Below are 20238 nucleotides of genomic sequence, written 5' to 3'. Positions count from 1 at the left end.
GTCTTTTCTTCCTTATGAAAGGGACACAAGAGGCCTGCCGCGATGAGCAGTATAACTATTGCCCCCCCAATCGAGATTTTGATGGTCCGGGAAGACACACCTATGTTCCGGTCCGAGCCCAATAGTCACCTCACGTCAATCGGGACCGTCACCCTGAGAAGTTTCCCCTGCACGGTCGCCTTTATCACTATATTCCACGGACCCGTCATGATGAGATCCATTGTCATCGTATATTCCGCACCCCGGGGAAGGGCCTTTACCGTATAGTTCATGGGAGGCATGCCCGGCATGGGGGGCATGTAGTAGTTCACCGTCACGGGAATGTCGGTGAGGGCCTTTCCCTGCGTGTCTTTCACCCCTATTTTCACCTTGTTGAGACCGAGAATAGGAGGATTCCGGTCAATGGCGATGTCGAGAGTGTAGCCGCCCACATTCCGACGGACTACAAAATCCCGCGCGAAGGCCGAGGGTATACAAATCCACACCCCCAGAAGGAGCATCATCAGCTTTCCTATGAATTTCATACCCCGGACGCGACGCAGATCCCTGACTCCCCCTGTTCGAGAATAAAATAAACTGCCCCCATAGTGTAAAACAGCCCTTCCCGGCACGTCAAGAAAGGAGGAGCTTTTTATTCGATCCCTTCATTTATTCTATTTTGCGCTTCACGGCAATTGACACGATCCCCTTTCGTCCATATAGTTTTCTCTGGAATGTGGTATTTGCGACCTCAATTAATTTGCAATAATGATTACAATCATCCATAAAAGGAGGAGAAAATGGGAAAGAGGAAGAGTATACTGTGGATGGGTGTGGCGGGGGCCATGGTTTTTTGCCTGGCCGGTATTCTTTTCGCATGGACCGACGTGGAGAAACATAAATCGTGCGGCTATTGCGGCATGGACCGGGAGAAATTCGCCCAGAGCAGAATGCTCGTAGTCTACAGCGACGGGGCCGAGATGCCCCTGTGCAGCCTCCATTGCGCTGCCGTAGACCTTGCGGTAAGTCTCGACAAAACCCCGAAAGCGATTCAGGTCGCAGATTTCGGGACAAAGGAGCTGATCAATTCCGAACAGGCCTTCTGGGTCGTGGGCGGCAGCACCCAGGGGGTAATGACCAAAAGGGCGAAGTGGGCATTCTCCGACAAGCCGAAGGCGGAGGCATTCGCAAAGGAGACGGGGGGGCAGATCACGACCTTTGACGATGCCATAAAAGCGGCATACGAGGATATGTACGCCGATACCAAGATGATACGGGAAAAGCGGCGGATGGCGAAAATGAAACTCTCCATGGAAAAAGGACACGGTCATTGAAAAAGGTTTCTCTCTTTCTTCTTTCATTCGTCTTTCTGGCAGCGACATCAGGATGGGGCCTTGAAAAAGGCCCTGCCGGGCCGGGACCGAAAACCAAGTGCCCCGTCTGCGGCATGTTCGTGGCGAAATATACCGATTTCCTGGCCAAGGTTACATTCAAAGACAGTTCGTCCGACTATTTTGACGGTTCGAAGGACATGTTCCGATACCTCCTCAATCTGAAAAAGTATAGTCCCAGGAAAGAACAGGCCGATATCGGCAACCTACAGGTGACCGACTATTACAGCCTCACCCTCATCGACGGATTGAAAGCGTTCTATGTATTCGGCAGCGACGTCTACGGCCCCATGGGAAAGGAGCTTATCCCCTTTGAAAAGGAGGCGGAGGCACGGGCATTCATGAAAGACCACCAGGGAAAGAGGGTGCTAAGGTTCCAGGAAGTCAGCAACACTCTCCTGGGGTCCCTCGATTGAGGGCAATGAGGCGATCCACCCCCTTTCTGGGCACCCTCGCCGCAGGCTTTCTCCTGGTCGCCCTCCTCTTTGTCCACGGGGCATACAGGGCCCGCTCCGATGCCGCCTTTATCAAAGAGCGCGAAGTCCTCGTGAAGGACTACGGCCTCACAGACCTCTGTCTCTTTACCGATGCGAGATATACGAGAAATCCTTCCGTGGCCGACAGGGCTACCCCGTTTCAGGACCACCCTCTCTCGCTGGAACATTTCCCTTCGGGCTCGATTATCGCGCCTCCCCCTGGTATCGCGTATGGCCTGGATTGAAAAAGAGCGAAACATCATCGATTTCGCCCTTTCGTCACTTCTCAGGAAGAGAGGGAAGAACCTCGCCCTGTTCCTCATCTATACGATCATCGTCTTTATCCTCTCCTCCATCTTCTTTTTCACGGCATCGATAAAAAAAGAAGCCTCCCGGGTGCTCGCCCTTTCTCCCGAGGTCACGGTGCAACGGATTGTAGCGGGGCGCCATGATCTCATGCCGGCAAATTACATACCCGTCATCAGTGGCATACCAGGGGTCCGCGAAGTCAGGGGCCGCCTCTGGGGATACTATTTCGAGCCTTCCACGGGCGCTAATTATACCGTCATAGCCCGGGAGCACGGCATGGGACCCCGGGAAGGGGCCATGAACGTGGGATGGGGCGTGGCAAGGACCCTGAACGTGGGCAAAGGGGATGTGGCGCCCCTTAAGGCTTCCGACGGCAGTTACATGAGCTTCGAAGTGAACAGGGTCTTTTCCTCCGAGTCCGAGATAGTCTCTTCCGACCTTATCGAGATCAATCAGGAAGATTTCCGAGGCCTCTTTTCCATGAACAACGGATACTGGACCGATATCACCCTGGTCGTGAGGAACAAGAACGAGACGGTCACGGTGGCGAACAAGATAAAGAGGCTCCTCCCCGATACGAGGCCGATCCTGAGAGACGAGATATTGCGCACCTATGACGCGATCTTTGACTGGAGAGGCGGTCTTCTCATCTTCATCCTGGGCGGCGCCGTACTCGCCTTCGCCATACTCGCGTGGGATAAGGCGACATCCTTGAGCTTCGAGGAAAGACGGGAGATAGGCATCCTGAAGGCGGTGGGATGGGAAACTTCGGAGGTGATAGTCATGAAATCATGGGAAGGCATCGCCGTGTCCCTCACCTCGTTCCTGGTTGGCGTGATCGCCGGGTACTGCCACGTGTTCTTCGCTTCATACATATTCTTCGAGCCCGTGCTCAAAGGATGGTCCGTCCTCTATCCCCATTTCCGGCTCGTTCCCTCCATTGATGCCTACCAGATCGCCGCCCTCTTCTTCCTTACCGTGGTCCCCTACACCACGGCGACCATCATCCCTTCATGGAAAGCGGCGATAATCGATCCCGACGAAGTGATGAGGCTTTAGAACCATGATCGATCTCAGGGATGTAACCAAGATATTCAACAAGGGGGGCTCCAATGAGTTTACCGCCCTCCACGGTGTCAGCCTCACCATAGACCGGGGGAAAATCACGGTCCTGAGAGGGCCCAGCGGGTCCGGGAAAACGACCGCCCTCTCCATTATCGGCGCCATGACCAAACCTACCTCGGGCAGGGTCGAGGTCGCGGGCAGGGAGATCACAAGCCTGCCCGAAAGGTTTCTCGCCCAGATACGGCGCACGAGCTTCGGCTTCATCTTTCAGCATTTCAATCTCTTGAGGGGGATCACGGCCCTCGAAAACGTGATGATTCCCGCCTATCCCGGCGGCGAGAACCGCGCGATCCTGAGAAAGAGAGCGCTCGACCTCCTCGACCTCTTCGGCATGGCGAGAAAAGCGTCGTCAAAGGTGGAATGGCTCTCCGGCGGGGAGGCCCAACGGGTCACCATCGCCCGGGCCCTCATCAATAACCCGGATATCATCATCGCCGATGAGCCCACTGCCCATCTCGATTCGAAACTTTCAAAAGAATTTATGGAGATCATGGTAGACCTCAACCGGAAGGGCAAGACCATACTCATCGCGAGTCATGACCCCCTCATGTATGAGTCCCTGGTAGTGGAAAGAGTGATCGACTTCAGAGACGGGAGGGTCGCGGGTTCCGGGGTCCAGCCGTGATCATGCATCCCGGGATCATAGCCCTCTCCCTGGGCTCCCTCGTGGTTGCCTTCCTGGTCCTCTACGGGTCAGCCCACGGAATCAGAATCGTGAGGCACTGGGACTTACGAAGCGGCAGCGAGCTGCAGCTCGGGCTCGAAAGGCAGACCTACCTCATCTCGACCGTCATGAGTTATGCTTTCTCCTTTCAGCTCTTCTCCCTTTTTCTCTTCATCTTTACCGCCGACAAGGTGAGCTGCCTTTTCGTGGGCGCCATGTGCGCCGCGGGCACCCTTCACGTGAACGGCTACGGCTATCCCGCCCTGTCGCTCAAGATCATCAATTTTATTTTCGGGGGTATATGGCTCATACTCAACTTCACGGACAACAGGGCAATCGATTACCCTCTCATAAAGAAAAAATACCTCTTCCTCCTTGCCCTTGCGCCCCTGATCGTGGCGGAAACGATATTTCAGGGGGCCTACTTTCTCAAGCTCGACGCCCACGTGATCACGTCCTGCTGCGGAAGCCTCTTCAGTCCCGAAGGCAAGGGGGTAGGTGCGATCCTCCCGGCCCTTCCGGTCGCGCCGGTAAGGGCGGTCTTTTTTGCGTCTATCCTGTGCACCTCAGCATCAGGCATATTTTTCATCCGGAAACAGACTGCGGCGACGGGATACCTCTTTTCCTTCCTGTCCGCCGTCACCTTCGTCGTCTGCATAATCGCGCTCATCTCCTTCATCTCCCTCTACTTCTACGAGCTCCCCACCCATCACTGCCCCTTTTGCATCCTCCAGGGTGAATATTCCTATGTGGGCTACCCCCTTTATCTTTCCCTCCTTGGAGCTGCGGTAGCAGGGATCTCCACAGGTCTTCTCATGCCGGCGCGCTCGACACCGAGCCTCAAAAACATTCTTCCCCCGATATTAAGAAGTCTCACTCTCACGGCAATCTCCCTCTATCTGATATTCACCCTTATTTCCCTGTGGGCAATGACATTTACCGATTTTAGGTTATAATTACTCACCTTGAAAATGAGCGGGATTTACCGGAGAATGGAAAGAGTTCATTACCCCATCATACTCACAAACAGGAGAGCGCAATGGAAATCGCCGGCTTCGCGCGTACCGCGGCCCGAATGGCTGAAAGGTCTCTGAGCCGATGAACGCGCGTGCCCCGAAATGGGCAATAACCTGGTTTATCGTCGCCGGTATCCTGGGGCTCATCGCCTTTGCGTTCTTTTACAATGAAGCCTTTCCCGAGGCCTCACTCGATATGAAGCTTTCCCGCGGCGAGATCACGGCGAAGAGTGGCGAATTCCTCAAGGCCCGCGGGTTCGATCTTTCCGGATACAGGAGCGTGGCGGTTTTCACGGAGCAGAGGAATCAAATCGATTTTCTGGAGCGCCTTCTCGGGCTGAAGAAGGCCAACGACCTCTTTCGCAAAACGGTCGCCGTATGGCGGTGGTCGGTCAGGTGGTTCCGGGAACTCGAGGAAGTGGAGTACAGTGTCGAATACACCCCCGACGGGCGGCTCGCGGGGTTCAGCAGGAAGATCCCCAAGTCCGCCCCCGGGGCACGTCTCGACGAACACGACGCCCGTGGCATTGCAGAGGCCTTCCTCGCAAAGGAGCTCGCCTTCGATCTTACCCGATATGAGTACATCGAGCGGACCATGGAGGACTGTCCCCGGCGACTCGATCAGACTCTCGTCTGGAGGTCCCTCGACTGGCGCGGCACGGGCGGATCGGAGTACCGCGTGGGAGTGACGGTTCAGGGCGACAGGATAGGCGCGTATTCGGAGTGGCTTAAAATTCCCCAGACCTGGACCCTTGCGCAGGAGGATTTAACCGCCAGGCGGGAGCTCCTTGCAAACCTGGCCTACCTTCCCATCCTTCTTCTCTACCTTGGGATGGCCGTCGTCTTTTTCTGGCGCGCTCACGCGGCGGATGTGAAATGGCGACGCTCTTTCGTAATCGCCGGTTTCTGCGGGGCGGTGGTCTTCCTCGAGCAGATAAACAAGCTTCCCTTTTCTTTTCTTTTTTACGACACGACCCAGTCATTGAACGTATTCTGGCTTAAATACCTTGCCATGCCCATTCTCGCGTCCATCGCGGGTTTCCTTCTCTTTATCCCCCTCTTTGCGGCGACCGATTCGATAGGACGCCTCTATCTGCCTGAAAGGTCATGGGTCTCGAACGTCTTCTCCCGGACTTTTCTCGCATCGGGAGACGCGGGAAAGCAGGTCCTTCTCGGATATGCCATGGCCTTCGCCGCCATCGGCTATGTCACTCTCTTTTATGTGGCCGGACAAAGGTTCATCGGCGTCTGGTCTCCGGTGCAGGTTAAATTCAGCAACAGCTTCGCCACCTACTTCCCCTCCCTGACCGCCATCTACACGGGCTTCAGTGCTGCCTTTACGGAGGAGCTCACCTTTCGCCTCTTTGCGATCGCCATCCTCTACCGGCTCTTCGGCCGTGTCTGGCCTGCCGTGGTTATTCCCGCTTTTATCTGGGGGTTCGCCCACACGACCTATCCCCAGGAGCCCGTCTGGATCCGCGGGGCGGAGCTTACCCTTGCGGGCCTCGTCTACGGATGGGTATTTCTCCGCTACGGCCTGGTTACCACCCTTGTATCCCATTTCATTTATAATGTATTCGTGGGAATCGTCCCCCAGCTCCAATCCGGGCAGCCCGGTCTCGTGCTGAACGGCCTTCTCGCCCTGACCTTGCCGCTCCTTGCGCTTTTCTTTGCCCGCAAAGTATTCTCCCTCGCCCCATGGAGGCAATTGATGTCCCTTTTGTTTCGCCATAAAAAGAGGATGGGTCCCGCAACGGCGGCCCCTGAAGTAATCGGCGAATCCATAGGGATATGTGTGGAGAAAGTTCCGTGGAAGAGATTCGCCGCATTTTTGCTCGCGGCGGCACTCATATTCGGTCTTTCTTTTCTTGCCCCGTCCTGGAACTTTTACGGAAAAGCGCCTCCCGTCAAATTTACACGGGAGCAAGGGGCGGCCCTGGGTGAAAAGGCCTTGAAGGCATCCGGTATCGATCCTGCCGGCTTCAGATCCTACACAATTTTTCGGGACCGGACCGAGGGTCTCCCCCGGTACGTAATCAGCCAATACGGCGTTGCCGGCACATGGGAGCGGTTCAGGGGATATTACGGATACGACCCGCTATGGACGACCCGTTGGTATAAGGAAAAAACCGTTCGAACCATGGTCGTCTCGATTGACGAAAGGGGCCGGCTCCTGGCCATCAAAGAAAGGCTCCCAGAGACAGACCCGGGGGCACGGCTCTCGGAGGAGACTGCCAAGGGAGTGGCAGGGGCATTTCTCTCCAGGGCGAGGCCGTCTCCATTGGAATCATGGGAATGCATGGAAGCCGACAAGGTAGACCGGCCGAACCGCCTCGATTACGAGCTTACTTACCGGGACCGGAGATTCGCGGTGGGAGACCTCCAGAGAAAACTTTCCATGGTCGTATCGGGAGACCGGGTGACTGCCCTCTCAGTCCCTCAATATGAGGTCCCGGAGGAGTGGGAGAGAAAGAGGGAGGTGCTGCAGAAAGGGTTGAGGAACAGCGTGAGGCAGATTCTCGCCATATTTCTGGGGGTGGGGCTCCTCATTTTCTTTGTGGTACAGGTCGTGCTCCTTTTCCGGCGCCGACTCGCGCGCCGCAATGATGTGAGACAGGCGGTCTTCTGGGGCGTCGCCCTCGGTGCGATCCCTGCGCTCCTTGAAGCTCTGAACGGCTATCCCCGTTTCTTTCACGCCTATTTCTACGAAACCGCCCAGTCCCTTGCGGTCTACACCCTGACCGGCGTGCTCGGCATCATCGTGCAGGTAATCTGGATGCCCGTGGGCGTCTTTTTTCTCGTCCTCCTGTCGCGCATGGTACTTCGGGCATGGATTCCGGAATATGGCGAATTCGCGACCCTTCTCGAGCCTCTTCGTCCCTCCCGTTTCCGATCGATCGAGAACCGCCAGGGTCTCTTCCTCGGATTCGCTGCCGCGGCAATAGGCGCCGGCTTCGATCGCCTGGGCTCCGCGGCAAAGGCGTGGCTCGCCCCGGACCTTTTTACTCCTCAGGCCGCAACCACAAATATTACAATAAACCAATTTTCGGAGCTTCTGAATCTCGCGGACAAGGCGCCGTCCCTCATCGTCGCCTCCCTCCTCTTCCTTGTCATGGCTGCCTTTGTCCGCCGGTTTCTGCGCCGGGAGACGCTCATCCTCGGTTTGGCCGTCTTTGCCGCCTTCCTCTATGCCGACAACACAGGGATTTCATGGCGAAACCTTTTGGTTGCCTGGCTCCTCGACACGGTAGCGGTCTTTGTCCTCTATTTCACCATTACAAGAGTCATCCGATGGAATGTTACGGCCTTCCTGGTGTGGATGTGGATCGAGGTAAACAGTGAGGCTATCACCAATTTCAGGCGCTTCGCCTTCTCCCATAGCCCGGAATTCTCCCGGCCTTCCCTTGAGCAGATGGCAGTCCTCGTGCTGCCCCTCGCCGTCCTCTTCATTCTGAGCTTCATTGGTCGCGGGAAGGGCAGAGAGGTTAAAGAGCCGTCTGACGGATATATTCCGGACGAGATTGTATGATGTTCCGGCGGCTCGGTCTTCCGCGGCTCTTCCATGATTCATTCCGATGAGCACCTTGCCCGGGTTTGATCCCCTTAAGAACCTCTGGACGCAAAAAGGCCGCTCACCTCTGATGGGAGCGGCCTTTTTATTATCAGGGCCTTACTTTTTCGGTACGAGATATTTGGAAGCCATTTCCCGGCCGTAATCCCTCATTGTTTTGGATCCGAAATCATCGAGGGGCGCAGACGTCATCCTCTCGCGGAACAGCACTACCTCAACCCCCGGGAGCAGGCTCTTCAGCGCATAGGCGAGGGGCACGCCATTCTCCACGATCTCGAGGGCGTGGGAGTTCCCTGCCACCATGGTCAGTCCCAGCTCTTTCGCGGTTCCGATCAGGGGATTATCTTTTTTTACCCGGCTGATCGAGACGATCACCGTATCGATCTGAGGGTACTCTTTCTTGAGGCGGCGCATATGGTCCGGGGTAAACCCTGTGTGGGGGAAAATATGGAGCACGGTTCCGACCTTGTTCTCCCTCGAGCCCAGCAGAATCTCGGGGCCCGCCGCGATATTCGCTTCTTCCAGACCCGGAATGGCGCGCTGTTTTTTCTCGTCGGCCAGAATCGTTCTCTCCCGGGCGAGGTCTGAGAGCGTGGTAAGGCGGTCTATGATATCCCCTATGGTCTTTACCTCGGGAAGTGGTTTACCCACGAAGACCACGTTTCCCGAGATGCCGCCATAATGGATATCTGCCTTGAAGGGCACGTGGCCGTGCATCCACGCGATACCGGGGTGACGGCCGTGGAAGGCCTCATGGACCTCGAATATGGCAAGGCCATAGAGGGTGGAGTAGTTTCGGAGGGGCACGCCGCCGCTACTCGCCGCGTCCGCCACGGGATGGTGGAGCACCATGGCGTCGACGCCTGTTGCGCCCGCCAGCTCGATGGCGCTTTCCGTGAGGGTCATCCCCACGCCGATCTTCTTCACCGTTGCCTTCGGATTGCCCACGACCAGCCCCGGGGTCTCGGTGATCGCCTTTCCCGGTATATTGGAGCTTTTCGTCACCACGAAAGGATTGCCCGTGCCGAAGGCCGTCTCGGGCTTCATGATCACCCGGCCGTTGGTGATAACATTAAGGGCTTCCTTGACGTCGTCCACCGTGATTGCCTTGTCCGCGCCGAATGCCGCCCCTGCGAGGCAGACGAGCATGATTGCCCCAAGCAGCACAGAAACTTCACTCTTCAATACCCTCATTATTCTGTTCCTCCTCCTCATGCATATTTGATTTATTCAAAGAATCATTTTTACTCTTTATGACACAGACGCTGCACGGGCTTTCACGGACCACCTTTTCCGCCGTGCTTCCGAATAGGGCATGGCTAAGGCCGGTGAGGCCGTGACTCGACATGACGATAAGGTCGATCCCCTCCTCTTTCGCGTACCGGACGATCTCCGCGGCGGGCTTCCCCCGAAGGAGTTTTTTGCGGCACGAGCCCAGTTCCTTCGATATCTCCTCACAAAGCCGATCGAGTTTTTTTTCCGCCTCCTTACCCGTTGGCTGAATGAGCCTCGTATCGCCGTCGCCCCGGGGGCGGGACTCGAATTCCGCAATATGGCCTGCCTCCAGATAGACGTGAACCACGTGGAGCAGGGCCCCGTATTTCATCGCCAGGTCAACGGCAAAGGGGACCGCCGCCCCGGCATGTCCTGAAAAATCGGTGGAGAAGAGTATGTTCTTACAGGCTACCATAAGACCTCCTCTTTCAATGTCACAGCAAGAAGATGGCTACCACCGTCACCCCCACAAAACCGGCCAGGGTAGGCCATAAATTGCGTCTTGCGATCTCGATGGGATCGGTCCCGGTGATGGCCGCGGCCGGGATGACCGCCCAGGGGATGATGGTCCCGCCGCCGACGCAGACCGCAAAGAACTGCCCCAGGGCGCCCAGGGTCGCCACATCGAGATGGGTGGGCCCACCTAAGGCCTGGGCGAGAGTGCCCATTAAGGGCAATCCTGCAAAGCCCGAGCCGTCGAGTCCCGTGATCCCTCCTACCACTCCCTGAACAATCGCGACGGGCACACGGCTCAGGGGCACCGCCTGGGCCAGGGCCTGACCGAGATCGAAAAGAAGGCCCCTGGCCCCCTCTCCGAAGACCGCCTTGGCCGTTCCCGGCGCGCCCATAAAGAAAAAGCTCGCGATGAGGAAGACGGGTGCGAAAATACGCACCCCGAACATGAAGCCCCCCCGTGAATGGTCAGCCAGTTTGCCGAACCCCTCGAAGCGGTAGACCCCGAAGCTCACGATCACCATAATGAGCCCTACCGTGCCACCCAGCAAAGCCGTGGCGTCGCCTCCCCGGATTTTGAAGAAGAGCATGGCCCCGATATCGAGGCAGAAGAGGAGGCCGATAATCCAGAGAGCCCATCCCTTGAAACCGGGGGCCGCCTTGCCCCATTTCTCCTGCTCTGCCGCGGCCTCCGGCGAGACCTCGAAAGGGGCCCATTTTATAGGCTTGCCGCCATTCGCTTTCAGGTCCTTCCTGACCGACAGGAACGAAAGAGGCAGGGCGATCGCGGCCCAGGTAAGGAGCATGGGGAGGCTCCTGGCCATGATATCCGCAGCGGGGACTCCCGATGCCTTGGCCGTAATGCCGGGGGCACCCTGGATAATAAAATCCGTGGTGAGGGCACACCCGTACCCGAACATGCTGATCGCCATGGCCGCGCATATCGGGGGCAGGCCCGCCTCGACCGCAGCGGGCAGCAGGAGCGCCCCCACAAGGGCAATGGCCGGGGAGGGCCAGATGATCCAGGCCACAAGGAGGATTACGAGGCCGATGGTCCAGAATGCAATGGAAGGAGATTTGAGAAGCCTCCGGACGGGCCGGAACATCATGTCCGCAATCCCGCATTCCTCGAGCATCTTTGCCATGGAGACGATCATGGAGATGATGACCACCGGCCCGAGAAGCTCGCCCACGGCCACACTGATGGAATTGAAGATCGCCTGCACCGCCTTGATGAGATTTCCCGTGATTACCCATGAGAGGGTGAAGGAGCCCACGATACAGACGAGCGGAGTATCGAGCCTGAAAGACATGGCGATCAGGACGAGGATAACGAAAAGGGCGTAGATCCAATGGGCCGCCGTCAATTCAACCATAGAGACCTCTGCATGTGCCCATAATGTCCCTGGAGACCGGCCGGGGCTTCACGAAAAGACATCCCCCATGCCCGCCTCTTCGACCCGCTTTCGAATCTCCTCCACGTCCGTGGTATAAAGCCCTTTTGCTTTCATGCGGTCGAAATAGACCGAGCCCGAAAAGGTATATTTATATCCGAGACCTTCGGCCGTAGCCATCCGGTCGCGTACATGAGCTATCGCATCGCCGGAGGCGAGACTCGGGGGAAGGGTCAAAGGCTGCTCCCCTTTGGCGTGCTTCACTGCGTTATAACCCGCGAGTGTGCCGGTCACGATGGCTTCCGTATGGCCTACCAGAAGTCCCGCCTTTTCACCCCCGCAGAAGAGGTTTTCCACCCCCATAACCTTGAGTGTGTCATCCCGGGGCGACATGCCGATATATCGAATGGAGTTGCCGAGGCCACCGGCGTAGGGGTCTTCATACCGGGCCTGCTCCATGCCCGGTACCTGCCTCAGGAGATGAAGGGGCATGTAGCTCGTCATGAGTTTTGCATGGCCCGTATCGAGAAGGATGATATTGTCGAGAAATTCGGGAAGGGCATACTGCTGGCACGCCTTGGCGGCAAGCTTCTCCGCGCTCTTCATCGATTCAGGCAGGGGAATGACCACCTTCCCGTCTTTTTCGAGGGCTTCGACCACGGCTTTGGAAAGGGACTCCTTGAGGAGCTTACACGAGCCGCTCATGGCTCCCGTGGATTCACCCCTTTTTCCCAGCATCTCAATTACGCCGCATTTCGCCGCGATACTGACCCTGCCCCCGAAGGACGGGCAGCGCAGGATGCACATGGCGCACCCGTTGCCATACTTTCCGCAGACGGCGGGTCCTCCCGCGGTGCCCGTGGTCTCCACGAACACATCCCCCTCAAAAAACGCCTCGAAGTCCCCGGTCTTTCCCGAAACCTTTTCAATGCGCCCGTTTGCGGTCTTTACGTTGTCGATGCGGGTCGAAAAGCGAATCTCGATGCCCTGTGCATCGAGATGAGCCCTGACAATAGGCTCCATGGTGGCCACATTGTAGAGGGACGCGTGCCTGTGTCCCGGAAAATCGATATCCTTGTGGAGCAGGTTATGGTCGATAAGGGAGAAGAGGTCTCCTCCCCCCATTGCGAAAGCCTCCTCGGTTGCAGTGAATCGCCCGTTGTTCCGCATGATGCCGCCCACGAGGCCCGTGCCGAGAAGCATGTCGGTGCGCTCGACGAGAATAACCTCTGCGCCCTGTTTTTTTGCAGAAACAGCCGCGGCGCAACCGGCCCACCCGCCGCCGACGATGACTACCCGCATGATTCCTCCCCTCATGTTCCCACTTATTCGATAGTACCCCAATCCCTTTGCTTCGTGAAAAAACGCGAAGAAAGGCGCTTTCCTTTCCTCAATGAAGAGAAGGGTCGAAGCACTAGGTGAGTCTATCAGAGGCGGTATGATTAATCAAGAAAGTCGAAAGCCGGATTCAAGACAAAATCAGGGACGGGGCGCCGGTCCTATTCCCGGTCGATCACGTCCCTCACCTTTCTTAAGAGTTTGTCGGGCATGATCGGTTTTTGAATAAAATTGACTTTTTGTTCCAATACTCCCTTTTTTTCGATTACTTCGGCGGTATAGCCGCTCATGAAAAGCACCCTGAGCCCGGGGTTCGTTTTTGCCATCTCTTCGTAGACGGCCTTTCCCCCTTTTTTCGGCATAATAACATCGAAGATGGCCAGGGTGATCCGATCGGAATGGCTTTTAAACGCATCGAGGGCGTCCTCTCCGTCCACGGTCGCGATTACCTTATATCCGTGGGATTCGAGGATCTTCTTTATGAGGTCCCTTGCCTGGTCGTCGTCTTCCGCCAAAAGGATCACTTCGTTGCCTGTGGGCGGGAAGTGGTGCTCCTCGGCCCCCTTTTCCTCTGTTTTGGATGCGATGAGAGGAAGGTATATGGTGAAAAGAGTGCCTTTGCCCAACTCGCTGTATACGTTTATATACCCTTTGTGCTGTTTCACTATGCCGTACACCGTGGAGAGTCCGAGACCCGTTCCTTTTCCCAGCTCTTTTGTGGTGAAGAAGGGTTCGAAAATCTTCGGCGCCGTCTCCCTTTCTATCCCCTGTCCCGTGTCCGCCACGGTAATCACCGCATATTCTCCAGGAGCACCGTAGCCATGGACGCTTATGAATTGGTCGTCCATGGTGATACGTCCCGTGTTTATGGCAAGGATGCCGCCCTCGGGCATGGCATCCTTCGCATTGGTTGCAAGGTTCATCAATATCTGCTCTATCTGCCCGGCATCTGCCCTCACCATGAGGTCCCGGTCCGAGAGGGAGGTGGAAAGATTTACCTCTTCCCCGATGAGCCTCGCGAGGAGCTTTCCGATCCTCTTTATGATGCCGTTAAGCTCGACCGGCTCGGGGTGGCTCTCCATTTTTCTGCTGAAAGAGAGGAGGCTTCGGGTCAGGTTGGCCGCTTTCTCTCCTGAGGAGAGGATCTGGGCCACGTAACGCTCGAGGGGACTCTCCTTCATACCCATGAGGAGCAGATTGCCGCACCCTATGATCGCGGTGAGGATATTGTTGAAGTCATGGGCGATGGCCCCTGCAAGGGTTCCCACGGCCTCCATCTTTTGGGCGTGGAGAAACTGTGTTTCAAGACGTTTCCGGCCCGTAATATCCCTGGCAACCGACTGAATCGCGGGGGCGCCCTTATAGGTGATGGGTACGCTCACCACTTCCACGTCGATCCTCTGTCCGTCGGACCGGACATATTTCCCCTCAAGTACGGGATGACTTTCGCGTTGACGGGCAATCCGGTCGATGGCGTCTCGTAGGGGACCGTGAAAACTTTTGTCCACGATGCCGAAAAAAGGATTTCCTATAAAAGTCCCTGGGTCGTCAGCCCCGAGAAGCCTCGCTCCCGCGGCATTGATGAATTCGATCCGGCCTTCTTTATGGACCACGATAATATCGGGAGAGAGCTCCACGAGCTGTCTGTATCGCTCTTCACTCTCTTTCAACTGCCGGTCCATCCGATGTTTATACAGGGCCATCTCGATCGTGGAGGATAGGTCTTTCTCATTAAAGGGCTTGAGAATATAACCAAAGGGTCCCGTAACTTTCGCCCGGTCGAGGGTACCCTCATCGGCATAGGCGGTGAGGTATATTACCGGTATGTCGAGCTCTTCCCGCAATATCTGTGCGGTTTCTATGCCGTCCATAGCGCCTTTAAGCCTTATATCCATCAGGGCGAGATCGGGACGGCTTTTCCGTGCCTCCGCTATGGCGCCTTCACCGGACGAGACGATTCCCATCGTCATATATCCCAGCACATTGAGGCTGTACTGGATGTCGTGGGCCACAATCAGCTCGTCTTCCACAATTAAAATATTTGCCTTGCTCATGGCTTCAACGCTCTTTCTCGTCGTATGCCCCGGCTGTGGGAGACAACCCGTCTCCCGGGGAGGAAGGGTCGGATGCTCGGGATGGGTGGTCATCTGAACGGAATAACCGGAGCATGAGCACTTCTTGAAAGATAGTTTGTCCTATGGCGCTGATAAGTAATCCTGCCCCGCACCGCGTCTATGACCTGGCGTCGTTCTTTCCCTCCCTCCAGGGGGGCGAAATATTTCTCAAAAAATAAAGGGGGCACCCTTTGCAGATCCTCTATCGGGTATATCCCCGATCGCACAATGTCCCCGAAATCGTTGCTCTCTTCTATGTCCGTTGCAAAAATCTTGAGGTTCTTATAGGCAAAGTGGCCCATATGCTCGGCACAAAGGATCGCGAGAGAGTAAACTTCCTGTCCCATGGCGCATCCTGCATCCCAGACTTTCACGTTGCTCCTGCCCATTAATTGGGGCACTGCATGCTCCATTATAAGGTCGAGTATCTGAAGGTCCCTGAAGAAGAAGGTAAACGCCATTTTATACCGTCTTTGCCCTTGTCCTCATCCCCGCACCTTCTTCACCACGGCAGGGGAGCTGCTCAGGCTTGAAGGGCTTAATGATCCGGCCCGCGCCCTGCCTTCATGCTTTTTTTGTCCTGGGATTCGGTAGTGGGCATGATGAGCGCCTGGAGGCCCCGTCTTTTGCTTCTGTGACTTGAATGGTGAAATTCCTGGGGGGCACAATTTTTTTAATTTGCCCTGGGGCTCACTTTTTGTCTCCATACTGAAAAACTCCCCTTCATCGATCACGAATCATATTGTAAAATCAAACACCCTCTGCCTTCGTTTAAAGACCGAGCTTCTTTAGAGCTTCACGGAGTGTGGCGGCTGAAACAGGTTTTTCGTAATAGCACGAAGCGCCTTCGGCCAAGGCTTTTTCCATTACTTCGGGGGTGCCGTACCCGGTGACGAGGATTATTTTTGCCCCGGGTTTGTAAGTTTTTGAGTGCCTCAAGACTTCAAATCCCCCCTCACTGGATGAGCCGGAGAGTTTGAGGTCCGTAATAATGAAATGATATTCCCTTTTTCCCATGAGACTCACGGCCTCTTCCACGGTCTCCGCCGTGTCTACGACCACTCCATCGCGCTGTATAAGCCTCTTGAACCCGAAAAGTATGGCCGTTTCGTCATCGACAATGAGCACCCTCTTTTCCATTTCCGTCGCGCTCTTTTCATCGTGATCGAAGCATCGGCCGGCATCTGCCTCCCCTTCCCTTTCCCTGGCCACGGAAGGTCCCTGAAATAAGGGGGGCTCCCCGGGTTGAGGGAGAGTGGACAAACCCGGGGAGTTTTTGAGAACAACTGGTTGTTCGTACTTCATGGCTTCCACAGAAAGAGCAAGATGGATGCCAAAACTATGGAATTGCGAAACGCCCCGTGCTGAAAGGGTTTTATGGAAATAGCGTCGTCAGGAGATTCTCATTCATGCAATTGCCGTCTCATTGATGAGAATGAATGAGAATGATGCGTGTGAAGCGTGTAAAGCGTTGATGAGTATAAAGCGTGTGAGGCGTTTATGCGTTGAAGCAAAAAGCCGAAAGTAGTACACCTGGTGCCTTAAGCAGCGCTTCAAGGGGGAGGACTTACACCTTCTTAAGCTTTCTATAGAGTGTTGCCCGGGAGATGCCGAGCATGGCCGCGGCTTTTACCGTATCGCCCCCCACTGACTTCAGGATGTTTTGAATGTGATCCGATTCAAGCACCTTAAGCTTCCTGTTGGACGGCTCATTCCTTTCTTTTTCAGCAGAGCGTCTGATTCCGGGAAAATGGTCGAGGGCGAGCGGGCCTCCCCGCGACAGGAGCAGGGCCCTTTCGAGGACATTTCTCAATTCCCGCACATTGCCCGGCCATGGATAGGAGACGAGGGCTTCCATGGCATCCGGGGAAATCTCCGCTCTGGCCGCATGCAACAGGTCGAGGAAATAGCGGACGAATCCCTGTATGTCGCTTCCCAGCTCCCTCAAGGGAGGAGCGGTGATGGGAAAGATATAGATGCGGAAGAAAAGGTCCTGACGGAACCTGCCGTCCCGCGACTCGGTCTCGAGGTCTTTATTGGTGGCGCAGATAAGGCGGAAATTGCTCTTCCTGACCTTCACCTCTCCAAGTCTCCTATACCGCTTTTCTTCGATCACCTTGAGGAGGTGGGCCTGAACGGAGATGTCCATATCACCGATCTCGTCGAGAAAGAGGGTTCCTTCGTCGGCCACTTCTATGAGCCCCTGGCGGTCCTGCACCGCGCCGGTAAATGCCCCCCGCGCATGGCCGAAGAGCTCGCTTGCGAGCAAGTCTCCTTTGAGGCTGGAACAGTTTATCTCCACAAAAGGGGCGTCCCTGCGGCTGCTGTGTTCGTGTATCCAGCGCGCAAGAACCCCTTTTCCCGTTCCGGTCTCGCCCTGAAGGAGGACCACCGATTCATTTTCCGCGGCAAGAGAGGCCATCTCCATGGCCTGTGCCGAGGGAGCGCTTTTCCCGAAAAAAGGCGTATCGCGCCTTGAGAGGCGCTGATTTACGATGTTCCTTCGTCGAAGGCTCCCCACTTCGATGCTTTTCTGGAGGAAGATATCGAGCTCGGACAGGTTGACGGGCTTGGTGAGGAAATTATCCGCCCCCCTGTGCATGGCCTCCACCGCGGTAGGCACGTCGCTCAGACCGGTAATAACCACTATGGCGATCTCGGGCTGGGCCGCCCTCAAATCATCGATCCATGGGAGACCGCTCCCGTCGGGGAGGTTGAGATCGAGGAGCACCGCATCATACCGCTCCGAGATGAGGGCTTCTTTGCCTTCCGCCAGGCAGGATACCGCGATTATATGGTATCCTGTTTTCGAGAGGTATTTCGAAAAACCGAACCTTATGCCCGGGTCATCATCGATTAGGAGGATACGGGGCTTCATGAATCGTCTCCGCGGGCAACCGGCAGCGCCACCTCCACGGTGCATCCCGGAGGAGGATCGTTATTCCATACCCGTGCCGAGCCTGCCATGGACTCGATGAAATGCTTGACGATGCTGAGGCCGAGGCCGACCCCTCCCCTGCGGGTGGTAAAAAAGGGCTCGAAGACCTTCTCCACCTTATCCGCCGGAATACCGGCGCCCCTGTCGGCAATCCTGACCCGCGCGGTTCCGGAAGAAGGCAGGAGGAGGGCAAGATCGATTTCGCCACCCTCGGGACTATGCTGGGCGCTGTTATCGAGGAGGTTGAGGAATATCTGCTGGAGTCGTGAGCTATCCACGGTCACCTGCACGTCATCTCCTTCAAGCTCCGAGATGAAGCGGACAGGATGGGTCTCCGAAATCTTCGTCTGTTTCCAGAGGTCGAGGCTTGTCGCGCATATGGCCTGGAGCGATTCGCGTCTAAGAAGAGAGGATTGTATCGGCTTGCCGAGCTCGAGCAGATCTTTCATCAACGCGGAGAGCCTATTGACCTGGGTCCTTATGTGCTCCAGGTAGGGCTCGTACTCTTCGTTGCTTCCTATATCCTGAAAAAGCGCCTCCGTAATCGCCAATATGGCATTCAGAGGATTACGCACCTCGTGGGCAACCCCCGCGGCGAGCTGCCCCAGGACCTTCATCTCCTGGGAATGGGCGAGCTGGGATTCAAGCTGTCTGCGCTCATGAATATCCTCCACGTTGACGAGAAAATAGAGCGGTTTACCCTGGCTGTCCTTCATGAGACCCGAAGTGAGATGGACCCAGATGGCAGGCCCCTCTTTCCGGACGCACCTCGCGTCCATCTGATACTGGTTGACCTTGCCCGACTTCAAGCCCTTTGCTTGCTCGAGGCTTATCCCAAGGTCATCCTCGTGAATCACATCCCGCAGTCCGAGATCGGCAAGCTCTTCCCTGGAATACCCTGTAATGCGGCAAAGCTCCCGGTTTACACGGAGGAACCGGAGATTGAGGGAAACGATCGCCTCGCCCACAGGCGATTGGTCGAAGCTGAGCCTGAACCGCTCCTCGCTCTCCCGAAGCACCTCCTCCGCAGTCTTCCGCTCCGTCACGTCCCTGAATACCAGCACCGCACCGCTCACGGCCCCCTTCGTGTTCCTGATAGGCGCAACACTCGAATCTACCGGTATCCTGCGCCCATTACGTACCATGAGGGTGGAATGGACCAGGGACGCCGTACCCACCCCTTCCGTAATCGCCTTTATGAGAAAATTTTCCGGAAGGTTATGAAGCCCCTCTTCAGTGATCACAAAAAATTCGGAGAATTGCCTGCCGAGGACGTCATCCTGTCCAATTCCGGTGAAAGCTTCGGCCATCGGGTTCATAAAAGTCACCGTGCCCGCTACATCGGTGGCGATGACCCCGTCGCCGATGCTCCTCAGCGTAGTCGAGAGCCACTGCTCGTTCTGGGCGAGTCTCTTTTCCATTTTATGCTTATAAAGCGCCATCTCCACGGTGGCGCAAAGCTCCCTTTCATTGAAAGGTTTCAGAATGTACCCGAAGGGCTCCGTCACCTTGGCACGGTCCAGGGTGGCTTCATCGGCATAGGCGGTGAGATAGACTACGGGTATGTCAAAACGGCTTTTGATTGCCTCGGCAGCCTCTATGCCGTCCATATCTCCTTTCAGCTTTATATCCATGAGGACAAGGTCCGGAAGGGACCCTTCGATTTTTTCAAGGGTCTTGATGCCGGTGGAAACCACTCCCATTACCTCGTAACCCAGGTCTTTCAATCTTTTCTCTATGTCTTTGCCGACGATTCTCTCATCTTCGACAACAAGAATACGTGCTTTCGCTGTCTACCTCCCCCCGGCTATGGCTCCTTATTTCTCGCGGTCTTAAATTCAATTTATTTAAATACTATACCCGAAAAAAAAGAAAAAACCCAGGTATCCCTGTTCACCCTGGATAAAATCGGGAGCAATATTTTTTAGAGGTCGAACTCCAGGGTAAACCGCGATCCGTTGGTTCGCTCGATGCGAAGGACGCCCTCGAGCTGCTCCGTGAGCATGCTCACGAGCTGGAGCCCGAAACCTTCCGAATTCAACCCATCGACGTCTTCGGAAATGCCTTTCCCGCTGTCTTCAACGATAAAAACCACATGGCTGTCGATCATTGACAGGGCCACCCTGATGATCCCTTCTTCCATCCCGTCAAAGGCGTGTTTCATGGCATTGGTGAGCAATTCATTAAGAATGATG

General features: G+C 55.8%; 18 protein-coding genes. 7 read left to right on the top strand and 11 right to left on the bottom strand.

Annotation, left to right across the window (positions count from 1 at the left end; translation table 11 throughout):
- Window positions 1-125 precede the first annotated feature (125 nt).
- Window positions 126-503 carry a FixH family protein gene (locus tag VGJ94_00685; protein HEY3275108.1) on the bottom strand — a complete coding sequence of 126 codons (378 nt, stop codon included), beginning with the start codon at window positions 501-503 and terminating at the stop codon, window positions 126-128.
- Between the two features lie 276 nt (window positions 504-779).
- Here VGJ94_00685 and VGJ94_00680 point away from each other — a divergent pair, with 276 nt between their 5' ends.
- The 7 genes from VGJ94_00680 (at window position 780) to VGJ94_00650 (ending at window position 8489) form a co-directional block, all read left to right on the top strand.
- The gene (locus VGJ94_00680; GenBank protein HEY3275107.1) at window positions 780-1313 is read left to right on the top strand and encodes a nitrous oxide reductase accessory protein NosL; all 534 of its coding nucleotides are present in this window, start codon (window positions 780-782) and stop codon (window positions 1311-1313) included.
- Window positions 1310-1786 carry a nitrous oxide reductase accessory protein NosL gene (locus VGJ94_00675; GenBank protein HEY3275106.1) on the top strand — a complete coding sequence of 159 codons (477 nt, stop codon included), beginning with the start codon at window positions 1310-1312 and terminating at the stop codon, window positions 1784-1786. Before VGJ94_00680 ends, VGJ94_00675 begins: the two co-directional genes overlap by 4 nt.
- Window positions 1787-1791: 5 nt before the next feature.
- A complete protein-coding gene (locus VGJ94_00670; protein ID HEY3275105.1) occupies window positions 1792-2091 on the top strand; it encodes a hypothetical protein in 300 nt (99 codons plus the stop codon).
- Window positions 2078-3214 carry an FtsX-like permease family protein gene (locus VGJ94_00665; protein HEY3275104.1) on the top strand — a complete coding sequence of 379 codons (1137 nt, stop codon included), beginning with the start codon at window positions 2078-2080 and terminating at the stop codon, window positions 3212-3214. The genes VGJ94_00670 and VGJ94_00665 overlap by 14 nt, the downstream gene beginning before the upstream one ends.
- Before the next feature lie 4 nt (window positions 3215-3218).
- The gene (locus VGJ94_00660) at window positions 3219-3905 is read left to right on the top strand and encodes an ABC transporter ATP-binding protein (protein HEY3275103.1); all 687 of its coding nucleotides are present in this window, start codon (window positions 3219-3221) and stop codon (window positions 3903-3905) included.
- Window positions 3902-4900, top strand: coding sequence for a hypothetical protein (locus VGJ94_00655; protein ID HEY3275102.1), 999 nt, complete (start codon window positions 3902-3904; stop codon window positions 4898-4900). The genes VGJ94_00660 and VGJ94_00655 overlap by 4 nt, the downstream gene beginning before the upstream one ends.
- 142 nt (window positions 4901-5042) lie before the next feature.
- On the top strand, window positions 5043-8489 hold the full coding sequence (locus VGJ94_00650) for a type II CAAX endopeptidase family protein (protein HEY3275101.1): 3447 nt from the start codon (window positions 5043-5045) through the stop codon (window positions 8487-8489).
- Window positions 8490-8630: 141 nt separating this feature from the next.
- Here the strand turns inward: VGJ94_00650 and VGJ94_00645 are convergent, their stop codons facing one another.
- The 10 genes from VGJ94_00645 to VGJ94_00600 form a co-directional block, all read right to left on the bottom strand.
- Window positions 8631-9725, bottom strand: coding sequence for a Nif3-like dinuclear metal center hexameric protein (locus VGJ94_00645; protein HEY3275100.1), 1095 nt, complete (start codon window positions 9723-9725; stop codon window positions 8631-8633).
- A complete protein-coding gene (locus VGJ94_00640; protein ID HEY3275099.1) occupies window positions 9706-10221 on the bottom strand; it encodes a universal stress protein in 516 nt (171 codons plus the stop codon). Before VGJ94_00640 ends, VGJ94_00645 begins: the two co-directional genes overlap by 20 nt.
- 19 nt (window positions 10222-10240) lie before the next feature.
- Window positions 10241-11635, bottom strand: coding sequence for a hypothetical protein (locus tag VGJ94_00635; protein HEY3275098.1), 1395 nt, complete (start codon window positions 11633-11635; stop codon window positions 10241-10243).
- Between the two features lie 48 nt (window positions 11636-11683).
- Window positions 11684-12955: an FAD-dependent oxidoreductase gene (locus tag VGJ94_00630; GenBank protein HEY3275097.1), complete on the bottom strand. Its 1272-nt coding sequence runs from the start codon at window positions 12953-12955 to the stop codon at window positions 11684-11686.
- 197 nt (window positions 12956-13152) lie between these two features.
- Complete coding sequence (locus VGJ94_00625; GenBank protein ID HEY3275096.1) at window positions 13153-15045, bottom strand: response regulator; 1893 nt, start codon at window positions 15043-15045, stop codon at window positions 13153-13155.
- An 89-nt stretch (window positions 15046-15134) separates the two neighbouring features.
- Window positions 15135-15566 (bottom strand): CheR family methyltransferase, encoded by a 432-nt coding sequence (locus VGJ94_00620; GenBank protein HEY3275095.1) that lies wholly within the window; start codon window positions 15564-15566, stop codon window positions 15135-15137.
- A 310-nt stretch (window positions 15567-15876) separates the two neighbouring features.
- Window positions 15877-16317, bottom strand: coding sequence for a response regulator (locus VGJ94_00615; protein ID HEY3275094.1), 441 nt, complete (start codon window positions 16315-16317; stop codon window positions 15877-15879).
- Window positions 16318-16672: 355 nt separating this feature from the next.
- Complete coding sequence (locus VGJ94_00610) at window positions 16673-17983, bottom strand: sigma-54 dependent transcriptional regulator (protein ID HEY3275093.1); 1311 nt, start codon at window positions 17981-17983, stop codon at window positions 16673-16675.
- Complete coding sequence (locus VGJ94_00605) at window positions 17980-19821, bottom strand: PAS domain S-box protein (protein ID HEY3275092.1); 1842 nt, start codon at window positions 19819-19821, stop codon at window positions 17980-17982. Before VGJ94_00605 ends, VGJ94_00610 begins: the two co-directional genes overlap by 4 nt.
- A 146-nt stretch (window positions 19822-19967) precedes the next feature.
- On the bottom strand, window positions 19968-20238 hold a 271-nt coding region (locus tag VGJ94_00600), incomplete at its 5' end, for a sensor histidine kinase (GenBank protein ID HEY3275091.1).

Source organism: Syntrophorhabdaceae bacterium (genome assembly GCA_036504895.1).
In the GTDB taxonomy this organism is placed as follows: Bacteria; Desulfobacterota; Syntrophorhabdia; order Syntrophorhabdales; family Syntrophorhabdaceae; genus PNOM01.
This window is presented reverse-complemented; position numbering and strand designations above follow the sequence as displayed.

Coding starts and splice junctions, on each gene's coding strand:
- VGJ94_00685 (HEY3275108.1), bottom strand. CDS start 503: ATGATGCTCCTTCTGGGGGTGTGGATTTGTATACCCTCGGCCTTCGCG.
- VGJ94_00680 (HEY3275107.1), top strand. CDS start 780: ATGGGAAAGAGGAAGAGTATACTGTGGATGGGTGTGGCGGGGGCCATG.
- VGJ94_00670 (HEY3275105.1), top strand. CDS start 1,792: ATGAGGCGATCCACCCCCTTTCTGGGCACCCTCGCCGCAGGCTTTCTC.
- VGJ94_00665 (HEY3275104.1), top strand. CDS start 2,078: ATGGCCTGGATTGAAAAAGAGCGAAACATCATCGATTTCGCCCTTTCG.
- VGJ94_00660 (HEY3275103.1), top strand. CDS start 3,219: ATGATCGATCTCAGGGATGTAACCAAGATATTCAACAAGGGGGGCTCC.
- VGJ94_00650 (HEY3275101.1), top strand. CDS start 5,043: ATGAACGCGCGTGCCCCGAAATGGGCAATAACCTGGTTTATCGTCGCC.
- VGJ94_00645 (HEY3275100.1), bottom strand. CDS start 9,725: ATGAGGGTATTGAAGAGTGAAGTTTCTGTGCTGCTTGGGGCAATCATG.
- VGJ94_00640 (HEY3275099.1), bottom strand. CDS start 10,221: ATGGTAGCCTGTAAGAACATACTCTTCTCCACCGATTTTTCAGGACAT.
- VGJ94_00635 (HEY3275098.1), bottom strand. CDS start 11,635: ATGGTTGAATTGACGGCGGCCCATTGGATCTACGCCCTTTTCGTTATC.
- VGJ94_00630 (HEY3275097.1), bottom strand. CDS start 12,955: ATGCGGGTAGTCATCGTCGGCGGCGGGTGGGCCGGTTGCGCCGCGGCT.
- VGJ94_00625 (HEY3275096.1), bottom strand. CDS start 15,045: ATGAGCAAGGCAAATATTTTAATTGTGGAAGACGAGCTGATTGTGGCC.
- VGJ94_00620 (HEY3275095.1), bottom strand. CDS start 15,566: ATGGCGTTTACCTTCTTCTTCAGGGACCTTCAGATACTCGACCTTATA.
- VGJ94_00610 (HEY3275093.1), bottom strand. CDS start 17,983: ATGAAGCCCCGTATCCTCCTAATCGATGATGACCCGGGCATAAGGTTC.